This window comes from Flavobacterium sp. SH_e (assembly GCF_025717045.1).
In the GTDB taxonomy this organism is placed as follows: Bacteria; Bacteroidota; Bacteroidia; order Flavobacteriales; family Flavobacteriaceae; genus Flavobacterium.
The window spans coordinates 214,546-236,994 of record NZ_JAOVZN010000005.1 but is presented as its reverse complement, the minus strand read 5'-3'; the positions used below and the strand labels follow the sequence as shown (position 1 = coordinate 236,994).

Sequence of the window (22,449 nt, the reverse complement as noted above, 5' to 3'; positions counted from 1 at the left end):
AGAATATTATGAATACCACAGCAAAAAGACCTGAATTTAAGGCAAAATATGATAATTATATTGGTGGAAAATTTACCGCACCAATTACAGGAGAATACTTTGATGTTGTTTCTCCAATAGATGGAAAAGTATTTACAAAAGCTGCTCATTCTGGAAAAGAAGATTTAGAATTGGCTGTAGATACTGCTTATGAAGCATTTAAGACTTGGGGGAAAACTTCTGTAACCGAAAGAAGTATTTTATTAAATAAGATTGCACAAAAAATTGAAGACAATTTAGATTATATCGCAGCAGTTGAAACGGTAGACAACGGAAAACCAATCCGTGAAACTCTTGCAGCTGATATTCCATTGGCAATTGACCATTTTAGATATTTTGCTGGTGTAGTCCGAGCAGAAGAAAGTTCAATCGCAGAATTAGATTCTAAAACTGTTTCTATTGCTTTAAGCGAACCTCTTGGTGTTGTTGCACAGATTATTCCTTGGAATTTCCCGATTTTAATGGCAGTTTGGAAAATTGCTCCAGCGCTTGCTGCGGGAAATACAATTGTTTTAAAACCAGCAGAAAGCACACCAATTTCTATTATGGTTTTAATGGAATTAATTGGAGATATTCTTCCTCCAGGGGTTTTGAATATTGTAAATGGTTTTGGTGCAGAATTGGGACGTCCGTTAGTAACCAATAAAAAAGTAGCGAAAGCTGCATTTACAGGTTCTACCACTACAGGACGTTTGGTAATGCAGTACGCTACAGAAAATATTATTCCAGTAACATTAGAATTAGGTGGAAAATCACCAAATATTTTCTTTCCATCTGTGGCAGATCACGATGATGATTTCTTTGATAAAGCGGTTGAAGGAGCGGTTTTGTTTGCTTTAAATCAAGGTGAAATTTGTACTTGCCCATCACGATTATTAATTCACGAGGATATTTACGACAAGTTTATCAAAAAAGTAATTGAAAGAACAGAAGCAATTGTAGCTGGAAATCCGTTGGATAAATCGACTATGATTGGTGCTCAAACTTCTATTGTTCAGAAAGAAAAAATCATGTCTTATATCAAATTAGGAAAAGAAGAAGGTGCAGAAGTTTTGACTGGAGGTTACGAAAATAAATTAGGCGGAGAATTAGAAGGCGGTTATTACATTAAACCGACTTTATTTAAAGGCCACAACAAAATGAGAATTTTCCAAGAAGAGATTTTCGGGCCAGTTTTGGCGGTTACTACTTTTAAAACTACCGAAGAAGCTATTGAAATTGCAAATGATACGATGTACGGTTTAGGTGCAGGTGTTTGGACAAGAGATGCACATGAAATTTATCAAGTTCCAAGAGCGATTCAGTCTGGTCGTGTTTGGATTAATCAATATCATTCTTATCCTGCTGGGGCCCCGTTCGGTGGTTATAAACAATCTGGAATTGGACGTGAAAACCACAAAATGATGTTAAGCCAATATCGTCAGACAAAAAATATGCTGATTTCTTACGATAAAAAGAAATTAGGTTTCTTCTAAAAAAAGAATATAAACCAGAGAATAGGATTTCGATAGATTTTCTACTCTCGTAAAACCATAGAATTATGCTTCCCAAAACAATGAAAGCTGCTGTTGTTAGAGAATTTGGCTCTCTTCTAAAAATTGAAGAAGTCGAAGTAAAACGCCCAGGCAGAAATGAAATTCTTGTAAAAGTAATTGCAAGCGGAGTGTGCCACACCGATTTACATGCTGTAGAAGGTGATTGGCCTGTTAAACCTAAAATGCCTTTAATTCCGGGACACGAAGCTGTTGGTTATGTTGCCGCAGTTGGGCCAGATGTAAAAAACGTAAAAGAAGGAGATGCTGTTGGTGTGCCTTGGCTATATAGCGCCTGTGGAGGCTGCGATCATTGCATTACAGGCTGGGAAACTTTATGCGAAAGCCAGCAGAATGGCGGTTACAGTGTAGATGGCGGATTTGCAGAATTTGTTATTGCAGATGCCAGATATGTTGGAATTTTGCCTTCTAATGTGAATTTTATCGAAATGGCTCCTATTTTATGTGCTGGCGTTACGGTTTACAAAGGATTAAAAGAAACTGAGGTGAAACCTGGCGAATGGGTAGCAATTTCTGGTATTGGAGGTTTAGGGCATGTTGCTGTGCAATATGCAAAAGCTATGGGAATGAATGTGGCGGCTATTGATATTGGAGACGATAAATTGGAATTGGCAAAAAAATTAGGCGCCGATTTGGTGGTTAATGCTAAAAATCAAAATCCTGGAGAATTCTTAAAGAAAGAAGTCGGTGGAATGCATGGGGCGTTGGTTACCGCAGTTTCTCCAATTGCTTTTAAACAAGGGCTTGAAACATTGAGAAGAAAAGGTACAATGGCATTAAACGGACTTCCTCCAGGCAATTTTGATTTGTCTATTTTTGATACCGTTTTAAATAGAATTACCATCAGAGGTTCTATTGTTGGAACTCGAAAAGATATGAAAGAAGCAATTGAATTTGCTGTTGATGGTAAAGTCAAAGCAACAGTAACAACTTCAAAATTAGAAGATGTAAATACTGTTTTTGATAAAATGAAGAAAGGAGAGATTGAAGGAAGAATTGTTCTGGATATCGCGAATTCTTAAATAGTTGGTTATGTAAAAGCAGTAAGCTTAAATGTTTACTGCTTTTTTTAATTTTTATAGTGATGATTAAACGAATTGATGCCACAGAAAAAGCAGTTGAACTGATTAAAGTTCTAAAAGAAAAACACGGTGATTTGATGTTTTATCAAGCTGGAGGATGCTGTGAAGGCACACAGCCACAATGTTTTGAAAAAGGAGGTTATTATCAGCGAACTGGAGATGTTTGTATTGGTACTGTTGAAGATGTTGAGTTTTGGGTAGACAAAGATTTATTTGAATATTGGAAACATGCCCATTTTACTTTAACTGTAATTGATGCATTTGGAGTAGGAGGTTTTTCGTTAGAAACTCCTTTAAAGAAAACATTTCAAATCGAATATCGAATTTTTACTCCCGAAGAAGAGCAGAATTTGGAGCCAGTGACTAGGATTGAGTAATTTTTTTAGTCTCAGTCTCAGTCGCAGTTTTCAGTTTATTTGCAGTTTTTAAAAACTTAGAATCTTAGCGTCTTAGTATCTTAGCAACTTTAAGATACATACAATAACTGATACTGTTTTGGTGTAATTCCTTCGTGTTTTTTAAATAATCTGATGAAATAATTTGCATCTTCAAAACCTGATAAATAACAAACTTCATTGATTTGAAGTGTTGGATTTCTCAATAAATTTTTAGCACATTTTATTTTTTCATTCAAAATATACTCAATCGGACTCATTCCGAGTTCGCGTTTAAAGAAACGATAGAAAGAAGTTGTACTCATACACGCTTTTTCGCTAAGCGATTTTAAGCTCATATTTTCCTTCAAATTTTGTTTGATGTATTCTGTAACTTCTTTTATCGGATTATTGGCGTCTAGAAATTTTCCTTCCTCAATCGATTTTACTGTCTGAGTCTGAATAATTCTTATCAATAATTCTTTTAAAGTTAAATCTGCAAAAATATCTTTAGCAACTGAAGTACTCATACATTCTTTAATGAGCTTATTAATAGTTGCCGCCATTTCGACATTATTGTAAAAGAAATAATTCTGATAGTTTAACTGCCAGTACATATTATGTCCTTCTTTCGGATATTGTTCGTTTAAGAAATTTAAAATTTCTGCTATTTTAGCCTGATCTATCGCTAGAGCCAAACATTGTGTCGGATTGTTTTTCGAAGCTTCAGGAAAATCAATTTTCATTTCAACATTCGAAGGAACAATTACCGTTTCACCTGGAAGATAAACGAATTCTGGATCATCAAAAAGATGCATGATTTTTTTGCCACGAAGCATACTAGTCACCACCAAATCATTAAATTTTAATGGAACTTTTTGTGTCGATTCGTAAGTTTCAAACAGATTTAATTCACAATGGTTAAGATTGTAAATGGTTCTATTTTCAACAAGCGTCTTTAATGATTTTTCTTGCGATAATTGAAGCGGATTGACTAAAAATCGTTGGCTATTCATTAAATTTAAGTTTTTGGTGAAGACTTTAAATTTAAGGAAAATAAGAATATAAATTGCAGATTTAACGTTTAATTATATCAATTCTTCAACGTGTTTTTTGATGTTTTCAGAGATCTTTTTGGTTGGAAGATCATTTTCGTCATTTCCAAACGGATCTTCAATTTCTTCAGCGATAAGCTCCAAACTTGCCAATACATAAAATATAAAAACAACAACAGGAGCAACTAAATAACCTAAACTTACAGAGTATCCAAAAGGAAGTGTCATAGTGTAAAAGAAAATGAATTTCTTTATAAAAGCGCTATAAGAGTAGGGAATAGGTGTGTTTTTAATACGTTCACAAGCGCCACAGATATCGGTAAAAGCAACTAATTCGTCATTTAAAGTAATTAACTGCTCTCCAGATATTTTTTTTGCATCATATAAATCATTGATTTTATGATACATGATTTTTTTTAACTGATTAGGTTTATGCTTGTGATGATCTATTTCTAAATCTACATCTTCAAAAAGCTGTTTGCTCGTATCTTCATCTTTAAGATGCTGATGAAGTATATCTGCATACATTGGAATGTATTTTCTAAAAAACTTTCTGTCGTTTTCATCTTTTAAAATTGCTGAAAGTTTTATCGCTAAATTACGGCTGCTATTTACAAGTCCGCCCCAAAGTTTACGGCCTTCCCACCATCTGTCATAAGCTGTATTTGTTCTGAAAACAAGTAAAAGAGAGATCACAAAACCAAGCATTCCATGCATAATTGGAATGTTATGGATATAATCGTTTTTTGTAACTTTAAAATAATGAAGTTCTAAATAACATACTATCGCGGAATAGATTCCAATAGCAATCATAATTGTGATCAGTTTTCGAACTGTATCAGATTTATGAAAATGAAAAATAAAAGTAAACCAGTCTTTGGTGTTATATGAAATCATTTAAGTTTGTTTTGAAACAAAATTAAATTAAAAATTGTCCAAATTTGATACAGAATAAAAAAAAATCTGCTAATCTTCTAAATCTGCGAGCTAATTTTTTCTCTCGCAGATTTAAAAGATTAGCAGATAAAGATAAGTTCTACTAATGCTAAATATTTTATAGAAAAGTTTCTTGTCTTGATTGAAGTGATAAGCTTAAAAATTGATATTTCCAGCTAATTCTTTTAAAGCGATTTCAGATAATTTTGCTTCATATTGCGCATTGCTGTAACGCACTTTTGCATTCACATAATTAAGCTGAGCAGTTCTAAAATCTAATGTTGTGATAGTTCCAATTTTAAATTTATCCAATGTGATTTCTAAGTTTTGTCTCGCAATAGCCTCATTATCTTCTTCTAAATCAATTAATTCAAGATTAGTTAAATACGTTTGAAAAGCAGTACTTAATTGCGTATTTAAAATCGTGCTTTGCTGTTCTATTGCAATCTGCGAATTTTCAATCTGTAATTTAGCAACTTTTTCATTGCGATGCTGATTAAAACCATCAAAGATGTTCATAGAAGCATTAAAACCATAATTCAAACCTCTAGAAGAAGTTTCACTGGTAAAGCCTAAACTAGACTGGCTTTCAGAAAAATTATATCCTGAAGTTAATCTTAAAGTCGGATAACGATCTGCTTTTACTTGTTTCAGCTGTAATTCGGCTATACGTTTATTAATGATTTGTGCTTCTAAACCTGGATTTTGTTTTTGAGCTAAATCCATCAAATCTGCCAAAACCAATTTATTGTCCACTTTTACTTCATCCGTAACCTTGAAATCAATTTTTGGATCTCGAGCTAAGTATTGATTCAATAAAATTTTTCCATTAGCATAAGATTCTTTTTGTCGTAACAAAGCAACTTGATCTGAATTTAAATCAACCTGTGCGTTTAAAACCTCTAATTTTGAAGCCTTTCCAATACTGAATCGATTTTTAGCCAGAGTTAAACGCTGGTTAGAAATTACGATTGTAGTATCTAATGCAGCTAATTGTTGCTGCTGTAGAACTAAATCATAGTAAGCAGAATTTACCTGAGCGATTTTAAGTAAAATAGTTCTTTTAAGTTCTGCATCACCCAGTTTTTGAAGCTCTTTTAACTGATCGAGTTTAGCAAACATTTTCATACCATCAAAAACAGTCCATCCTAAGCTAACGCCATAATTTAAGCTGTTGTTTTTTGCGTTATCCAACGAAGTGGATGTTCCATCTTGTCTAACTTGTGTAGAGTTTGTGATGCTGTTGCTGTCGGTTATATTTGCCGTTGCTGTCGGTAACATTCCTGCATTTCCGATTGTAACATTTGTTTCGTTTATTTTGGAGTTGTTTTTTGCAATTTTAATTTCAAAATTATTCTCCAAAGCTATCGTCATAGCTTGCTCAATAGTAAGGACTTCCTGTGCTTTGGCCTGAAAAATGCAGCAAAGCAGAATTAGTACTGTACCATATATTTTTTTAATATTCATATTCTTTTTCTTTAACCAAAAAACATCATTTTTTGATTTCTATTTAATGCTTTCTTTTTCGTATTCGTCGATGTGGTCAAATTCTGGATAGTGTTTTCTAGCTCGAGACCACATTAAATAAATTGCAGGAATAACAAAAAGTGTCAAAGCCAATGAAAAAATAGTTCCTCCTACAATTACAACTCCCATACCAATTCTACTAGTTGATGCAGCTCCAAGCGACATTGCAATTGGAAGCGCTCCTAATGCAATAGCTAAACTCGTCATTAAAATTGGACGTAAACGTGCTTCTGAAGCTTCTAAAATAGCTTCTAATTTAGGTTTTCCCTGTTCCCGTAATTGATTGGCAAATTCGACTATCAAAATACCATTTTTGGTTACCAGACCAATCAACATTACGGTACCAATCTGGCTAAAGATATTCCAAGTTTGATTGAATAACCAAAGCGAGAATAAAGCTCCTGCAACCGCCATTGGAACTGTTAAGATGATAATAAACGGATCGATAAAACTTTCGAATTGAGCTGCAAGAATTAAGAAAATTAACAATAAAGCTAATCCAAAAGCGAAAGAAGTATTAGAACTGCTTTCTACGAAATCTCGAGACTCTCCAGCTAAATCAGTTGTAAAGCTTTCGTCTAAGACTTTTGCTTTAATTCTGTCCATTTCCTGAATTCCGTCGCCCATACTTTTTCCAGGAGCTAAACCTGCGGCAACAGTAGCTGACATATAACGGTTGTTGTGATACAACTGCGGTGGGTTACTTTGTTCGTATACATTTACAACGTTGTCCATTTGTATCAATTCTCCGTTTTTGTTTTTTACAAACATAGAAGTCAAATCCAAAGGTTTAGATCTGTCTTTTTGGTCAAATTGCCCAATTACTTGATATTGTTTTCCGTTTTTAATGAAATATCCAAAACGTTGCCCACTTAAAGAAAGTTGTAAAGTTTGTGCGATATCCAAAATAGAAATCCCTAAACTTTCTGCTTTTGCACGGTCAATAGTTACGTTGATTTCAGGCTTGTTAAATTTCAAATTTACATCAGTTGTAGAAAAAACATCGCTTTTTCCAACTTCAGCCATAAACAACGGAATCTTTTCTCTTAATTTATCAAAATTTGGAGCTTGAATAATGTATTGAATTGGTAAACCTCCACGTCTGTTTACAGCAATTGTTGGTTGCTGCGTAACTGAGGTTTTTGCATTTGGATATTGCTTCGTCCATTTCGTTAATTTGTCGGCAATGTCTTTTTGAGATTTCTCTCTTTCGTCAACATCTTTTAAAGTCAAACGAACCAATCCGCTGTTTACCGAATTTGAGCTAAATCCAGGAGATGTAATAACTAAAGCTACTTTTTTCTCTGGAATTGAGTCGTCAATCAGCTTAGAAATTTCTTGCATAAAACGATCTGTATATTCGTACGAAGAACCCTCAGGAGTTGTCATACGCATGGTTACAGAACTTCTATCGTCATAAGGAGCGGTTTCTTTTGGAAGAATCGTAAAAAACAGATAAATCAATCCGAAACAAACAATCAAAATTGGAAAACTAATCCATTTTCTGCCCATAAATTTCGTTAATGCTTCTGCATAACTGCTATTCATTTTTTCGAAAAATGGTTCTGTTTTAATATAGAATTTAGATTTTTTCTGTTCTCCGCCTTTCATTAAATAAGCATTCAACATTGGAGTCAAAGTCAGAGATACAAAAGCAGAAATTAATACGGCAGAACCAATTACAACACCAAATTCCCTAAATAATCTTCCAACGAATCCTTCTAAGAAAATTACAGGCAAAAACACTGCGGCCAAAGTAACTGAAATCGAAATTACGGCGTAGAAAATCTCATTTGAACCTTTAATTGCAGCCTCAATTGGCGACATTCCTTCTTCTACTTTTTTGAAGATATTTTCCGTAACTACAATTCCGTCGTCTACAACCAAACCTGTAGCCAAAACAATTGCCAATAAAGTTAACACGTTAATCGAAAAACCAAACATCCACATGATAAAGAATGTGGCAATCAAAGAAACTGGAATGTCTATTAAAGGTCTAAACGCAATTGCCCAATCTCTAAAGAATAGATAAATAATAATGATTACCAATATGATTGAAATTCCTAAAGTTTCAGCAACCTCAAGTACTGATTTCTTTACGAAAATGGTATTATCAAGTGCAATATTAAGTTTGATATCTTTCGGAAGATCTTTCTTTAAAGCTTCATATTTTTTATAAAACTCTTTCGAAATATCTAAATAATTTGCTCCAGGCATTGGTACAATTGCCAAACCAATTAAAGGAAGTCCAGATTGGCTCAATTTAGTTTCTAAATTTTCTGGTCCCAATTCAGCACCTCCAATATCGCTCAAACGAATAATTTTATCACCATCTGTGCGAATGATAATATTGTTGAATTCTTCTGGCTTAGAAAGGTTTCCGACTGTTTTTACTGTTAATTCAGTACTGTTTCCAGTTAATTTTCCTGATGGCAATTCAACGTTTTGTGCATTTAATGCTGTACGAACTTCTGCAACTGTACAGCCATAAGCGGCTAATTTTGCAGGATCAATCCATAAACGCATTGCGTAACGTTTTTGTCCCCAAATTTGAACAGCACTAACTCCTGGAATTGTTTCTAGTCTTTGCGAAATAACGTTCTCAGCATAATCGCTTAATTCTAAAGAACTTCTGGTATCACTTTGAACGGTCATCGAAATGATAGCTTCACTATCGGCATCTGCTTTAGATACAACTGGCGGAGCATCAATATCTTGTGGTAAACTTCTAATTGCTTGTGAAACTTTGTCACGAACATCATTAGCAGCTTCTTCTAAATCTTTATCAAGATTAAACTCAATGGTAATATTGCTGCTTCCTTGGTTACTAGAAGAAGTAATATTTCTAATTCCATCGATCGCATTTACTGCTTTTTCAAGAGGTTCTGTAATTTGTGACTCAATAATGTCAGAATTGGCACCCGTGTAATTGGTACGAATGGAAACCTGCGCAGGATCAATCGAAGGAAATTCTCGAACACCCAAAAAAGTATAACCAATAAAACCGAAAAGTATAATTAATAAATTCAGTACAATGGTTAAAACAGGCCTTTTTATACTTGTAGTTGATAAACTCATGTGAGATTTTAGATTTTAGAGTTCGGATTTTAGATTTAGCTTTTAACTCATAATCCAAAACTCATAACTCATAATTATTTTACTTTTACTTTTACTTTAATTGGCGATTCATTTTTTAATGACATAACACCGCTTGTAATTAAAGTGTCTCCCGCTTTTAATCCTGATAAAATCAAAATTGAAGAATCGGTTCTTGTTGTGGCATCAACCATTACTTCTTTTGCTTTTCCGTGATCGGCAACAAATACTTTTTTACCGTCTTGAATAGGAATGATAGCCTGAGAAGGTACAACGATAGCATCCTTAATAATATTTAAAGGCAATTTGATATCTGCAAAAGTTCCAGGGAAAAGCTTACCGTCTGTATTATCAGCAATCGCACGAATTTGAAGCGTACGAGTCGCAACAGCAACTTCTGGTTCTATTGCATAAATCTTAGCATTATAAGTCTTGTCTGAACCAGAAACGGTAAAATCTATAATAGATCCGTTTTTTACTTGAGAAGCGTATTTTTCTGGAATTGAGAATGTAATTTTCAATTTGCCAGTATTTACCAATTTAGCTACTAAAACTGTTGGCGTAATATAAGTTCCAGGAGAAATAGAACGTAATCCAATTTTTCCTGAAAAAGGAGCACGTACAGATGTTTTAGAAATTTGTGCTCTAATTAATTGGCTTTGTGCTTGAGCTGAAGCATGATCTGCTCTTGCAACGTCAGCTTCTTCTTGGCTAATAGCTTCTTTTTGAAGCAATAGTTTTGCTCTTCTTTCGTTTTCTGCTGCCAAACCTTCTTTAGTTACAGCTTGTCTTAATTGAGCTCTTAATTCAATATCGTTAACTTTAAAAAGCACTTGGCCTTTTGTCACATAACTTCCTTCATTAAAAAATATCCCCTCTACAATTCCAGAAACCTCACTATGTATTTCTACTTGTTCATTTGCTTCAATAGAACCAGTAAGTGACAAATTATTGTCAAAAGTGGCAGTTTTTATTACAGTTCCATTAACAGTTGTTGGAGAATCTTTGTCGTTAAATTTTTTAGAGTCTTCGTTTTTACCTTTATTAGATATAATTCTGTAGGTGATAAAACCTCCAATTGTTATAATTAAAAGAGTGTAAATGAGGTGTTTTACTTTCATAAAAATGAGGTGAATATAGATTTTAGTTTTGTGTTTTTAGTAACCTTACAAATTTAACTTTTTGTTGTGAAATCGGAGGCTGTTAGCTTTTATTTAACATTTGTATGTACAAAGGTTTGCAGTTAGACTAAAAAAAGATCAAAAGGTTTAATAAAAGATTAATTTTTTTTCAATGAAGAATAAAACTTAAACCCAATAAACAAAAAGGCTGGAAGATATTTTATAACTATCTGAAGTTAGACCAGTTCTTAATTTGAATTTTTTTAATGCATTTTGTCTGATTTTTTTTGCAGTTTATCGATTTTATTTGTAACATTGGTACGTTAAACAAAATGATTGATTTATGCGATAATGCAATCTTTATTCGAAAGTATTATTGTTAAAATGTGCGAATAGGAGTAGTTTTTTAGTTTTTTAAAGAATATAAGGAAATAATTATATTAACAAGTGTTTATTTTTTGTTGTTTAAAACTATTAAAAAAATGATCTATGAAGAAAAAATTACTTCTAAGCTTATGGTTTACATTTTTACTTCTTGCAATTGGTTATTTATTTTGGCAGAATGAGTTTAAATACAGTCTTCCAACACCAATTCCAAAAAATTATCACGCTATTGCGATGGGTTCCCAAATCGAATTAGGACCATGCTGTGCATTTGATAATAAACCAATTTTTATACATTTTTTTAATCCAGATTGTCCCTGTTCAAGATTCAATGTTCCGCATGTAAGTGGGTTGATAAAAAAATATGGCGACAGAATCAATTTTAAAATTGTGGTTTTAAACAAACAAAGGAATTTTACTATTGATGAAATTCAGCAAAAGTTCGACGCCAAAATCCCTGTTTATTTTGATGAATCTATAGCTGAAAAATGTGGTGTTTTCTCGACGCCTCAAGCTGTTTTGCTAGATCCATCACATAATTTATATTATCGAGGCAATTATAATAAAACAAGATATTGCACCGACGCAAAAAGTAATTATGCCCAAATGGCTATCGATTCTTTACTCAGCAGAAAAGATAATCCTTCTTTTACCGCTTTAGCCCTCAAGGCTTACGGATGTTCATTACCAAAATGTACTAAATAACTATTTCCAAAACCTAAATCTTAACAAACCATGAAAACAAAAGCTAGTTTAAACGAGCAAGACTACTTGCACAGTTTTATGTCTACAATGACACAAAAATCGGATACGATTATTAATTATGTTCTTGCAGTTTATTTCCTTCTCGGTATTGCTTTATCCTTTAAGTATGACACTTTCGAAATTGGCGTAGGTGTTGGAACGTTGAATCTTTTAGCTTACTACTCCGCTAAATTTTTTATGAAAAATTCTAAATTTTACCAATACGTTTTGTCAATTGTTCTAGCTATTTTTATGGCGCAGTATATTTATCAAATGCATGGAATGTTTGAAATGCATTTTACAGTATTTATTGCAAGTACAATCTTGATTATTTACCAAAATTGGAGACTTCAAATTCCACTGACTTTATTGGTAGTTCTTCATCACGCAGGATTAGCATATCTTCAAAACTATATTTATAATGATGCAAATGGACTTCAGGTTTATTTTTCTCAAGTAAATTTTGATCTAGAAACTTTAATTATTCATACCGTTCTGGCTGCTGTAGTATTCCTTATGAATGGTTATTGGGCTTATTATTTTAAAGAGCATAGCGAAAACCATATCTCTAAAATTTCTGATGAATATGAATTGGAAAACATGAAATTAGCTTCTGCTAAATATAGCTCAATGTCTGCTACAAAAGACTACAATGATTTTATTCATCGAACAACTTTAGACTTAAAACTTCCTGTAAATTCAGTTTTAAAACTAATTGATGTTTCAAAAGGGCATACCGATAATGATAAATTGCTTACTTATCTGGAAATGATGAGAGAAAGTGCCAAGAAAATCGACGATTTGGTTAATGATATTCATGTTAAATCAACAAATAGCAGAAATTAAAAGTATAATCCCGATGAAAATCGGGATTAGTATTCAAAAACAAGATGAATTTTAGACCTGTTGTATTTTTTCATAATTGAACTGTAGTTTAATTTAAATGTAAAATTTATGGATGCCAAACTAAACCGTCCAACACCTTCTGATAGAGAAGTAGATTGGAATAAAAATAAAGTATTGCTTAGTAAAACAGATAAAAAAGGAACCATTTTATATGCCAATGAAGACTTTATAGATGTTTCTGGTTATGACGAATTTGAACTTGTTGGACAGCCTCATAACATTGTGAGACATCCGGATATGCCAAAAGTCATTTTTAAATTTTTATGGGACAGTATTAAGTCAAGTGAAAATATTCATGTGATTATAAAAAACATGGCTAAAACAGGCCGTTATTACTGGGTTGTAACCGATTTTAAAATTGTAGCAGATACAGATGGTGAAATCGTGGGCTTTTTTGGAACGCGAAAATCTGTTCCAAATGACATTATTGTCAAATTTATTGAGCCTTTGTATAAAAAACTTCTTCAGATTGAAGAAACCAGCGGAATGCACGCTTCTGAAGAATATTTAGTTGGCTTTCTTGAAGAAAGAAAGAAAACATACATGGAATACATCGATCATCTGATTGCCACAGGAAAGGATGATAAAAACAAGGTAAGCAAAGGCTTATTCAACGGACTTTTTGAAAAGAAAAAAGACCTGAAAAAATAATTTCCATATACTTCATTGTGTCTATAAATTATTCAAACTTTAAATTTGACCCCCAACAAATCTAAATCACCAGAATCTATTAGAATGCAATGAAGTATATGTTTTTTTTAGTATAGATGACAAGTGCATTTTTCGCTATTCTCATTAAGAAGAGTATAACTTAAGAAGAAAGTATGTGAGCCATTATTGTAGTTGCTGAATTTAGTTGTAGAAATATCATAAGCATATCCCACTTTTAAATCATCAATAAGCTGAATTCCTAAAAAGACACCAGCGCTGGCGTTATAATCAAAATTGACAGAAGCTAAGTATTTGTTTAAATAATTATAATTTAGAGAAGTTAAAACACTTACAGGAGCTCCAGGAGTTATACGTGCTAAAAGGGCAGGAGTTAAAGTAATATCTCTTCTAATTTCAAATTGATATCCGAAATTGGTATAATAATAATTTTTTCTGCTGGAAAGTGTTGTACCATCAGGATTGCTATAACTAGCTTGCAGTAAATTTGGACTTGAAACTCCGATAAAAAATTTATCAGAATAAAAATTTGCACCAGCTCCAAAAATAGGTGACGTTCTGCTTTCTTGATTGAAATTGCTTATTTCTTCTCCAGGTTCCTGAATGTCTAAGTTGTTTTTGTTGACATTAAAAGAGTTAATCCCCGATTTAATACCAAGAACTAACTTGTATTTTCTATCCAATTTAATGTAATATGCAAAATTTCCTTCCAGATTATATTCTCGTGTAGGCCCTATTGCATCGTGATATAGGCTAATACCGTATCCAATTTTTTGTAATGATTTAGTATCTACAGACAAATATTGTGTTTTTGGTGCACCTTCAAAACCAACCCATTGGCTTGAGTACATTCCGACAATATTAAGTCCATCTGCTGAACCTGCAAAAGCTGGATTGTAAAACAAAGGATTATAATTAAAAATAGATAATTTAGCGTCGTTTTGAGCTTGAATATTATGTATTGAAAATATAATAATTGCAATAAAAAATATATTTTTTGTAAAAGTTCTACCCATTATTGTGTATATATAAAAAGCCTTTTTTTGTTGCATCGGTTAGATCTCTTTTTTTGTAATTCAGTATATAAAAATAAGATCCGGTAGGCAGTTTTTCATCTTTTCTAAAAACTTCTCCAGCATTGGCTCGGCCGTAAAAATAATTTTGATCAATTCCATACCCAGACATTTTATAAACCAGTTGCCCAAATCGGTTGAAAATTTGAATTGAGTTGTTTGGAAAATATTCAATGTCTTGAATTTCTAAATGATCGTTTGAAGTGTTATTGTCAATCGTAATCAAATTATATATAGTTACTTCGCAAGGAAGAATCTTTACATTTATTACGGTACGCGTGTCACTTTCACATTTAGTTTCCCCATCTCGAATGGCAGCATAATAGGTTGTTTCGTTTTCTAAAACTGTTGTGTGCGCCAATGGAGTTTTATCATTTATACTGCTATAATATCTTACTGCAGCATTGTAATAATTTAAATCACGAATAGTAAATTCTTGCTTAGAACAAAACTCTTGAGTAAAGTCTGGTGCAAGTACTGACGAATTCTGATTTAGTACAGCTTTAATTCCCCATCTAGGACTTCCGCAGTTAATATTTGGATCAAAATTGGAAGCGTAATAAGTGACATTATTTTTTAGCGGGGTAGAAGTGTTTAGCTGAGTTCCACCTTCTTCTGCATTATACCACATGATTTGAGTTCCTTGAACTTTAAGATCAGCAATTGTAGGTTCTTCGCTTAAACAAAATGATTGGACTTTATCACCTATAACTGGAGCTGCAGAATTAAGGACAATCGTAACTTTGGTTCTTGGACCAATACAGCCATCTTTCAAAATAGCACAATATATGTCTCTATTTTTTGGAATTTTAGTAGTTTCAGGAAGTTCTTCTGTAGATAAATCAGTATCAAACCATTTTAATTCTTGTCCATTTGTATCAAGTGTCGCAATTGTTATTACAGGATAAGTGCAATAGGTTTGAACTTCAGGTACGTCAGGTTTTAGAATTGGATTGTTTTCAATATGAATTGGTTTAGATATAAAAGCAGAACATCCTGTATCTGAATAAACGGTTAGTGAAACGATATAATCGCCAGAGTTTTCAAAAATATGGCTCGGATTTGCCAATCCAGATTTTTTTCCATCGCCAAAATCCCATTCCCATTTATTAATTATTCCGCTTACAATTTTAGTTTTATCTTGAAAAGCAATTGGCGATAAAGTATTGTAGTCAACTTTACAAGGTTTTGAAATTGCAAAATCGGGAGTTATAACAGTAGGGCTTGAAAGTGTCGCTTGAATTGTAGATTGACAGGTATTTCCGTTGTTGAAAGAAGTTAAAAGACATTCAAAAGTTGAACCTGCCGGATAATCTGCTAAAGGCAAATCAATAGTTTGAGAAGGAGTGCCTACAACTTGACCTTTATAGGTCCACAAATAAGAAACAAATCCTGTAGGAGCCGTTAAAGTGAAATTATTTCCATCAGAACAAACACCAACATTGATTTTTAATTTACTACACTTTGCAGATATATAAGCATAACCAAAGTGTACCTGAAAACCACAATCCTTGGTTGTAAACTCAATAGATACTTTTTTACCTACATAATTGGCAAGGTTAATTCCAACTGTGTTCCATTGTGTCCAATATATTTCACCGCAAACATTCGCATTCTGATTAGGCTCACCAGAACTTACACGATAAACCCCGCATAAAGGATCAATTTCAAAACCTTTTTCATCCACAATTTTTACTTCGAAATTGGGTTGTGCATCTTTTTCATGTCCACCATCTTCTAGTACAACGGCGTATTTGTAGATAAAAAGATTATTGTCTTCCGTTACATTTATGTCATATACAAGTCTTTCTGCTTCATTTCCACCTTTATCGTTACCTAATCTTGCAGAATAAGTTTCACCTGGCGGAACAGTAAAAAGTTCGCCCCCGCAAACAGCAACATGTTCATCTGTAACACCAACATCCATAATCATGTGGTGGTCAATATTTTGTCCTTTATTTGCACTAGGATTTTCTCTGGAACCATAAAAAGGTCTCCATCCATCAAAGTTGGCTTCTGAGAAATCAACATTGAAACATCCAGACTGCGCGTTAATTAAATTAACAATAAAGAATAAAAATAAAAAATAGTAATTTTTTATCATCATTGGAATTGATTAGGAAATTTGCTTTTGGGGTTTGGCAAATGTAAGATTTTGGAATAAAAAAACTATATTTTTAAGAAAAAAGTTAAAAAAATATAAAAAAATGTTCTTTTTTTATTTCAAAAAATCTAATTAACTAATATAATTCCAAATGTTTTTCTTTTTAGTCAATTCGATGAAAATCGCTCGTAATACTGCGTGTTCAGGCTTTTGAAGAGCAGAATCTTCTTTTAAAATTTTCATCGCATAATTTCTAGCCAAAGAAAGAATTTCTCTGTCTTTTACAATATCTGCAATTTGAAGATTTAGAACACCACTTTGCTGTGTTCCCATTAAATCACCAGGACCACGAAGTTTAAGGTCAACTTCGGCAATTTCAAAACCATCATTGGTTTGAACCATGGTTTCCATTCTGGTTTTACTATCAGAACTCAATTTATGCCCAGTCATTAAGATGCAATAGCTTTGTTCAGCACCACGTCCCACACGTCCGCGCAACTGATGCAATTGCGAAAGCCCAAATCTTTCTGCGCTTTCTATAATCATAACACTGGCATTTGGTACGTTTACACCAACTTCAATTACTGTTGTAGCAACCATTATATTAGTTTTTCCTTCAGAGAAACGCTTCATTTCAGCATCTTTATCAGCTGGTTTCATTTTTCCATGAAGAATGGAAATAGAGTATTGAGGAAGTGGAAAATCACGAGAAATACTTTCGTAGCCGTCCATCAAATCCTTATAATCCATTTTTTCCGATTCCTGAATTAACGGGTAAACAATATAAATCTGTCTTCCTTTTGCGATTTCATCACGAAGAAACTTCCATACTTTCAAACGATTAGTATCATAACGATGTACAGTTTGAATCGGTTTTCTTCCTGGTGGCAGTTCGTCAATAACAGAAATGTCTAAATCGCCATATAAACTCATTGCCAGCGTTCTCGGAATAGGAGTGGCAGTCATTACTAAAACGTGTGGCGGAATATCATTTTTCTTCCACAGTTTAGATCTTTGCTCTACGCCAAAACGGTGCTGTTCATCAATTACCGAAAGGCCTAAATTTTGGAATTTTACTTTATCTTCTAATAAAGCATGAGTTCCAATTAAAATTTTAAGTTCTCCGTTTTCTAATTCTTCATGAATAATTTTTCTTTCAGAAGTTTTAGTAGAACCAGTTAATATTCGAATATTGATATTTAAAGTCTTAGCGAATTCAGATAAACCAAGAAAATGCTGATTGGCCAAGATTTCAGTAGGCGCCATCAAACAAGCCTGAAAACCATTATCTATCGCCAAAAGCATACTCATAAAAGCAACAATCGTTTTTCCAGAACCCACATCACCTTGAAGCAAACGATTCATTTGGGCATTGCTTCCCATATCAGTTCTGATTTCTTTGATTACTCTTTTTTGAGCATTTGTTAAATCAAAAGGAAGATGATTTTTATAAAATTCATTAAAAAGTTCGCCCACTTTGTCAAATGGATGTCCTTTTATTTTATGTTTTCGAATGAGATTTTTTGTAATTAATTGCAGCTGAATAAAGAACAATTCTTCAAACTTTAGTCGGAATTGCGCTTTCGCTAAAATTTCAGCACTTTTTGGAAAATGGATATTGAATAATGCGGCACGTTTTGGAATTAGCTTTAATTCTTCAATTAAAAAAGGAGGGAAAGTTTCGGTAAACAATGCCTGTGTTTCCAGAAAAAGCTGTTCCATCAATTTATTAATAGTGCGATTTGAAATTCCTTTATTAGCCAAAGCTTCTGTCGAAGGATAAACAGGCTGCATAGCCGAACGTAAACTTCTTTCGTGTTCGCTTAACAATTCAATTTCGGGATGCGCCATACTAAATTGGCTTCCGTAAAGAGAACATTTTCCAAAAATCACTAAAGGCTCATTTAGTTTTAAACTTTCACGAATCCACTTGTGTCCTTGAAACCAGTTTAAATCAATTTGCCCTGTTTCATCAACAAAACTAGCAACAAGACGCTTTTTGTTTTTGGCAAATTCAACCGTTTTAATGTTGATGATTTTACCAATAATCTGAACTTCAGAACCTGTATTCTGTAATTCGTTAATCTTATAATAACGCGTTCTGTCAATATATCGATTCGGAAAAAGATTAACTAAATCTCCATATTTATGAATACCCAATTCCTTACGAAGAAGCTGACCACGGCTCGGACCAACACCTTTTAAGTATTCAATTGGAGTTTCTAGAAGATTATTAGACATTTCGAAGATTTAGATTTTTTTTAGAAACAAGAAGCAAGAAAAAAGACCAATTACAATCTCATTATCTTTCTTCTTGTTTCTTTTTTCTTTAGAAAAGCGAAGATAAATCTTAATTAGGAAATTTGAAAATGAATTATAGTTTTCAAGTCTTTGAATATTAATTTATCGTTAAATTGAAATTGCAGACGCAACTATTTTAAGAAAGGAAAGTCTTATAAATACATAACCTTAAAAAACTAAAAAATGAAAAAAATTGGACTTTTAATTGTATTGTTTCTTTCTCTCGCTTCTTGTTCTGATAACGACGACAAACCATCTGAAAGTTACGTTGGAAAATGGACATTAACAAAAATGGGCAGTGGTAATCCAGCAGTAAATTCGATTGATGTTTTAGAATGGGAGGAATCGTATACTTTTAATTCTAATAATACATTTTCTAAAACAAGAAAAAAAGACGGAAAAACTACAACTATTTCAGGAACTTATTCTGTAGTAAAAACGGCAGATCAAACACAGTTCGAATTGAATTATACGGCAGAGAGTGATATAATTGCATCTTGCACTTCTAATGTAAAAGAAAATTTATACATCATTCATAGTATTGGCAACTTGTATGGAACGTGGAGTATATGCGACGGTCCAACACTAGTGTATGAGAAAAAGAAATAATTTTTGAATGCTTACTAATTCAATTTTTTTAAGCTCCGTTTTTGACGGAGTTTTTTATTTTTATCGTCAGTATAATTTTAATAAAAAAAGATAATTGCTAGATTTGTTTAAGCATTAAAACTATAAGCCTCAAATTATGATTAAAGAAGAAAAAGTTCCTTTTGAAACCATTGTGTTTTCTGGCATTACATTCAAAGTAATCAACCGACACGAAGCTCACAACATTATTGGAGATCTTACCGATTTCAATAATCAAAAAATCTACAATGTTTTTGAAGATACCTGGCGTTTTCCTGATTACGAAGAAAATCCAATATTTTTATTAGCAGAGGAAGATGTAGAAATGGATTTATTTGAGATGGATTTCAGCACAGAAGAATATCCTGATATTTTCATTTTAGGATTTATTTTTAAAGGAAATCTAACGGTTGCAAAGCTTATTAGTTCTTACGATACCGATAATTCTCCGGCTTTAATTGTCTTAGGAAAAACAACGACAGTGAATATTAACTTGTTCGGAAGTGTCCATTATTTGGGCGGAGGATTGCAATGCGATATACTTGCTGGAGAATACAATCATGGAGAGCTTTTTGTAAAAGGAGACCTTACAGCTTGGCTAATTTATACTGATGATATGCTGTTTCATTTTGAACGTTTTACAGACGTTCAGGCAATTATAAGCGCTGGTAGACCTGATGTTTTAATTTGCAGTAATGTTCAAGATACTGACGGATCTGTTATAACTGTCGAAAATTATTTGCCTTCGACTCATAAACTGTCTGATATTGTAGATGATGCTTTTTTAGAACTTTCTAGCTACGGCAGTGAAATATTAGGCAATAACTATTTAGATATTTTTAAAGAAGGACTTTCAATTTTAGATTACGATAAAAAAGAGAAATACTCTTATGCTGATTTCCGTAGTCAGTTTATAAATATGGTTGAAGTTTTGTCTGAAAAGGAGGAATTGAAAGAAAACGGAAAAATAGTTAGACATATTTCTGGAACGACTTATTTATTTATTCCTTTTGATTATGAAGGAAAGAAATATAGCCAGATTTCTGAAGAAATTTCGAATGGTTTTAACATCAGAATGCGTGCTTTATGGTGTCATGAAGACGAAGAAATTATGCTTATTCTAGAGTATCTTGACGAAAACGGAGATCCAAAATACCAATGGATAAATGACGAAAATGCTCCGGGAATTGAGCTTTTCTGCGTAAAAAATGCGGCGATAGCAACTTTTGAAATGTTGACAGCCGAAGTTATTGAAGAAGAGGAAGAAGAAAGTGAAACAGAATATTCAGATTATGATAGCCGTTTTTCTTTAGAAGAATTTGCTGATCAATTTGGCAATTACAAACTGCCAGAAGATTTAGTAAAATTATACGAATTTGAGCAGGAATATGGAGTTGAAACTTATTCAGAATGTTTTGGACTTACGATTAACGACGATAAAACTGGAATAAAAACTTGGTCTGAAGAAGAAGAGTTTTACAATAGTTTTATCGAATTTGCAGGTGCAAATGGTTCAGGAAGTTCGTATGCATATTGGCTTATTGATAAGGATTTGAATAATTGCCCAATTGTTGTTTTTGGAGACGAAGGAGGAGTCCATGTTGTGGCAGAAAACACTCGAAAACTGATTCAGCTTCTGACTTTAGACACCGAAATTTCTGTTGATTTTGATTATGCTTATTTTTATAAAGATGAAGAATATTACGAAGAAAGCGAAAACAAAGAAGAATTTCAGGATTGGGCTAAAGAACAGTTTGGCTTTAATGCAATAGAATCAAATGAAGAAGCGGATGAAATTGTAGAACAAGCTAAAAGAAAATACAAGCAAAAATTTAATGATTTCTTAGTGAAATTTGATATTGAAATCAGTGAGGAAGATGATGCCGAATAGTTTTTTATCTTTGAATTTAAATTAGAAAAAATGAAAACACATTTAGCGCTTTTACGCGGAATCAATGTTTCTGGACATAATATGATGAAAATGGAAGCTTTGAAAGCAATGCTGGAGAATCTTGGTTTTCAGAATGTTCGAACATATCTGCAATCTGGAAATGTCTTTGTTGATAGCGAAGAAGAAGCCTCAAAAGTTGGTTTTATCATCAAACAGGAAATCTTTAAAGTTTTTGGACACGAAGTTCCAGTTGTTATGATTACCAAAGAAAACCTAGAATCTTGTTTTGCAAATAATCCCTTTTTAAAAGAAAAAGATATTGACATGAAAAAGTTATATGTGGCTTTCGTTTCAACAACTTTAAAAAAGGAAAGTATAAACGATCTGAAAATCAGTCAGTTTAAGCCAGATGAAGCAAGTATTGATGAAAATAGAATTTTTATAAAATATGCCGTTGGCGCTGGAAAAACCCGTTTTGATCAAAAATATATTGAAAAAAAATTAAATGTAACAGCAACGATTCGCAACTGGAATACAGTTACCAATTTGCTTAAAATGTATTCTGAATAATGAGAAAGTACTTTTTTATAGTTTTTATAATAAGCTTAAATGCAGCTATTTATGCTCAAAATACAAAAACAGCTCCTGAAGATTTTAATACTTTTTTTAAGAAATTTAATGCTGACAAGAAATTTCAAATTAGCAGAGTGGTTTTTCCTTTAAAATATAAAATGAACAATGACGATTTTGAATTAACGGATTATACTATGACAAAAGAAAAGTATAAAACCCTTAATCTGAATAACAAAGGGGATGAGAAATATTTAAAAAGAACAATTTCTGTAAAGAAAAATAAAGCAACTCTGCAACAGCGCGGACTTGATAATGGAATTTATATCGATTATATTTTCGAACTAAAAGATAATAAATGGTTTCTGAAAACTTGGGTTGACGAATCTACTTAAGA

The 22,449-nt window shown here is 32.7% G+C and carries 18 protein-coding genes; 10 read left to right on the top strand and 8 right to left on the bottom strand.

The features are described 5' to 3' along the window. Nucleotides 1-8: 8 nt before the first annotated feature. The 3 genes from OD917_RS08935 to OD917_RS08925 all read left to right on the top strand — a co-directional run bounded on the left by OD917_RS08935 (nucleotide 9) and on the right by OD917_RS08925 (nucleotide 3,051). Nucleotides 9-1,514: an aldehyde dehydrogenase family protein gene (locus OD917_RS08935; RefSeq protein WP_263523195.1), complete on the top strand. Its 1,506-nt coding sequence runs from the start codon at nucleotides 9-11 to the stop codon at nucleotides 1,512-1,514. Between the two features lie 65 nt (nucleotides 1,515-1,579). Beyond that, entirely contained in the window at nucleotides 1,580-2,614 is a 1,035-nt protein-coding gene (gene adhP, locus OD917_RS08930) for an alcohol dehydrogenase AdhP (RefSeq protein ID WP_263523194.1), read from the top strand. 62 nt (nucleotides 2,615-2,676) lie between these two features. Further along, nucleotides 2,677-3,051 carry a DUF779 domain-containing protein gene (locus OD917_RS08925; protein ID WP_263523193.1) on the top strand — a complete coding sequence of 125 codons (375 nt, stop codon included), beginning with the start codon at nucleotides 2,677-2,679 and terminating at the stop codon, nucleotides 3,049-3,051. Between the two features lie 89 nt (nucleotides 3,052-3,140). Here OD917_RS08925 and OD917_RS08920 read toward each other — a convergent pair whose 3' ends face one another. The 5 genes from OD917_RS08920 to OD917_RS08900 all read right to left on the bottom strand — a co-directional run bounded on the left by OD917_RS08920 (nucleotide 3,141) and on the right by OD917_RS08900 (nucleotide 10,783). After that, nucleotides 3,141-4,064, bottom strand: coding sequence for an AraC family transcriptional regulator (locus tag OD917_RS08920; protein ID WP_263523192.1), 924 nt, complete (start codon nucleotides 4,062-4,064; stop codon nucleotides 3,141-3,143). Nucleotides 4,065-4,136: 72 nt separating this feature from the next. Continuing rightward, nucleotides 4,137-5,000 (bottom strand): bestrophin family protein, encoded by an 864-nt coding sequence (locus OD917_RS08915; RefSeq protein WP_263523191.1) that lies wholly within the window; start codon nucleotides 4,998-5,000, stop codon nucleotides 4,137-4,139. Nucleotides 5,001-5,195: 195 nt separating this feature from the next. Next, on the bottom strand, nucleotides 5,196-6,506 hold the full coding sequence (locus OD917_RS08910; RefSeq protein ID WP_263523190.1) for a TolC family protein: 1,311 nt from the start codon (nucleotides 6,504-6,506) through the stop codon (nucleotides 5,196-5,198). Between the two features lie 39 nt (nucleotides 6,507-6,545). Continuing rightward, nucleotides 6,546-9,644 carry an efflux RND transporter permease subunit gene (locus OD917_RS08905; protein ID WP_263523189.1) on the bottom strand — a complete coding sequence of 1,033 codons (3,099 nt, stop codon included), beginning with the start codon at nucleotides 9,642-9,644 and terminating at the stop codon, nucleotides 6,546-6,548. 74 nt (nucleotides 9,645-9,718) lie between these two features. Then, a complete protein-coding gene (locus OD917_RS08900) occupies nucleotides 9,719-10,783 on the bottom strand; it encodes an efflux RND transporter periplasmic adaptor subunit (protein ID WP_263523188.1) in 1,065 nt (354 codons plus the stop codon). 489 nt (nucleotides 10,784-11,272) lie between these two features. Here OD917_RS08900 and OD917_RS08895 point away from each other — a divergent pair, with 489 nt between their 5' ends. The 3 genes from OD917_RS08895 (at nucleotide 11,273) to OD917_RS08885 (ending at nucleotide 13,468) form a co-directional block, all read left to right on the top strand. Continuing rightward, nucleotides 11,273-11,872 (top strand): AhpC/TSA family protein, encoded by a 600-nt coding sequence (locus OD917_RS08895; protein ID WP_263523187.1) that lies wholly within the window; start codon nucleotides 11,273-11,275, stop codon nucleotides 11,870-11,872. A 30-nt stretch (nucleotides 11,873-11,902) separates the two neighbouring features. After that, entirely contained in the window at nucleotides 11,903-12,757 is an 855-nt protein-coding gene (locus OD917_RS08890; protein WP_263523186.1) for a hypothetical protein, read from the top strand. Between the two features lie 108 nt (nucleotides 12,758-12,865). Next, on the top strand, nucleotides 12,866-13,468 hold the full coding sequence (locus OD917_RS08885) for a PAS domain-containing protein (RefSeq protein WP_111290963.1): 603 nt from the start codon (nucleotides 12,866-12,868) through the stop codon (nucleotides 13,466-13,468). A 107-nt stretch (nucleotides 13,469-13,575) separates the two neighbouring features. Here the strand turns inward: OD917_RS08885 and OD917_RS08880 are convergent, their stop codons facing one another. The 3 genes from OD917_RS08880 to recG form a co-directional block, all read right to left on the bottom strand. Further along, entirely contained in the window at nucleotides 13,576-14,502 is a 927-nt protein-coding gene (locus OD917_RS08880) for a type IX secretion system membrane protein PorP/SprF (RefSeq protein ID WP_263523185.1), read from the bottom strand. Continuing rightward, nucleotides 14,495-16,666 carry a gliding motility-associated C-terminal domain-containing protein gene (locus OD917_RS08875; RefSeq protein ID WP_263523184.1) on the bottom strand — a complete coding sequence of 724 codons (2,172 nt, stop codon included), beginning with the start codon at nucleotides 16,664-16,666 and terminating at the stop codon, nucleotides 14,495-14,497. The genes OD917_RS08880 and OD917_RS08875 overlap by 8 nt, the downstream gene beginning before the upstream one ends. Nucleotides 16,667-16,795: 129 nt before the next feature. Beyond that, nucleotides 16,796-18,904: an ATP-dependent DNA helicase RecG gene (recG, locus tag OD917_RS08870; RefSeq protein ID WP_263523183.1), complete on the bottom strand. Its 2,109-nt coding sequence runs from the start codon at nucleotides 18,902-18,904 to the stop codon at nucleotides 16,796-16,798. A 243-nt stretch (nucleotides 18,905-19,147) separates the two neighbouring features. Between recG and OD917_RS08865 the strand changes: the two genes are divergently transcribed. The 4 genes from OD917_RS08865 (at nucleotide 19,148) to OD917_RS08850 (ending at nucleotide 22,447) form a co-directional block, all read left to right on the top strand. Then, complete coding sequence (locus tag OD917_RS08865) at nucleotides 19,148-19,573, top strand: hypothetical protein (protein WP_263523182.1); 426 nt, start codon at nucleotides 19,148-19,150, stop codon at nucleotides 19,571-19,573. Between the two features lie 136 nt (nucleotides 19,574-19,709). Further along, nucleotides 19,710-21,482: a hypothetical protein gene (locus OD917_RS08860; protein WP_263523181.1), complete on the top strand. Its 1,773-nt coding sequence runs from the start codon at nucleotides 19,710-19,712 to the stop codon at nucleotides 21,480-21,482. 30 nt (nucleotides 21,483-21,512) lie between these two features. Beyond that, nucleotides 21,513-22,052 (top strand): DUF1697 domain-containing protein, encoded by a 540-nt coding sequence (locus tag OD917_RS08855; RefSeq protein WP_263523180.1) that lies wholly within the window; start codon nucleotides 21,513-21,515, stop codon nucleotides 22,050-22,052. Beyond that, nucleotides 22,052-22,447 carry a DUF4348 domain-containing protein gene (locus tag OD917_RS08850; RefSeq protein ID WP_263523179.1) on the top strand — a complete coding sequence of 132 codons (396 nt, stop codon included), beginning with the start codon at nucleotides 22,052-22,054 and terminating at the stop codon, nucleotides 22,445-22,447. Before OD917_RS08855 ends, OD917_RS08850 begins: the two co-directional genes overlap by 1 nt. Nucleotides 22,448-22,449: the final 2 nt, after the last annotated feature.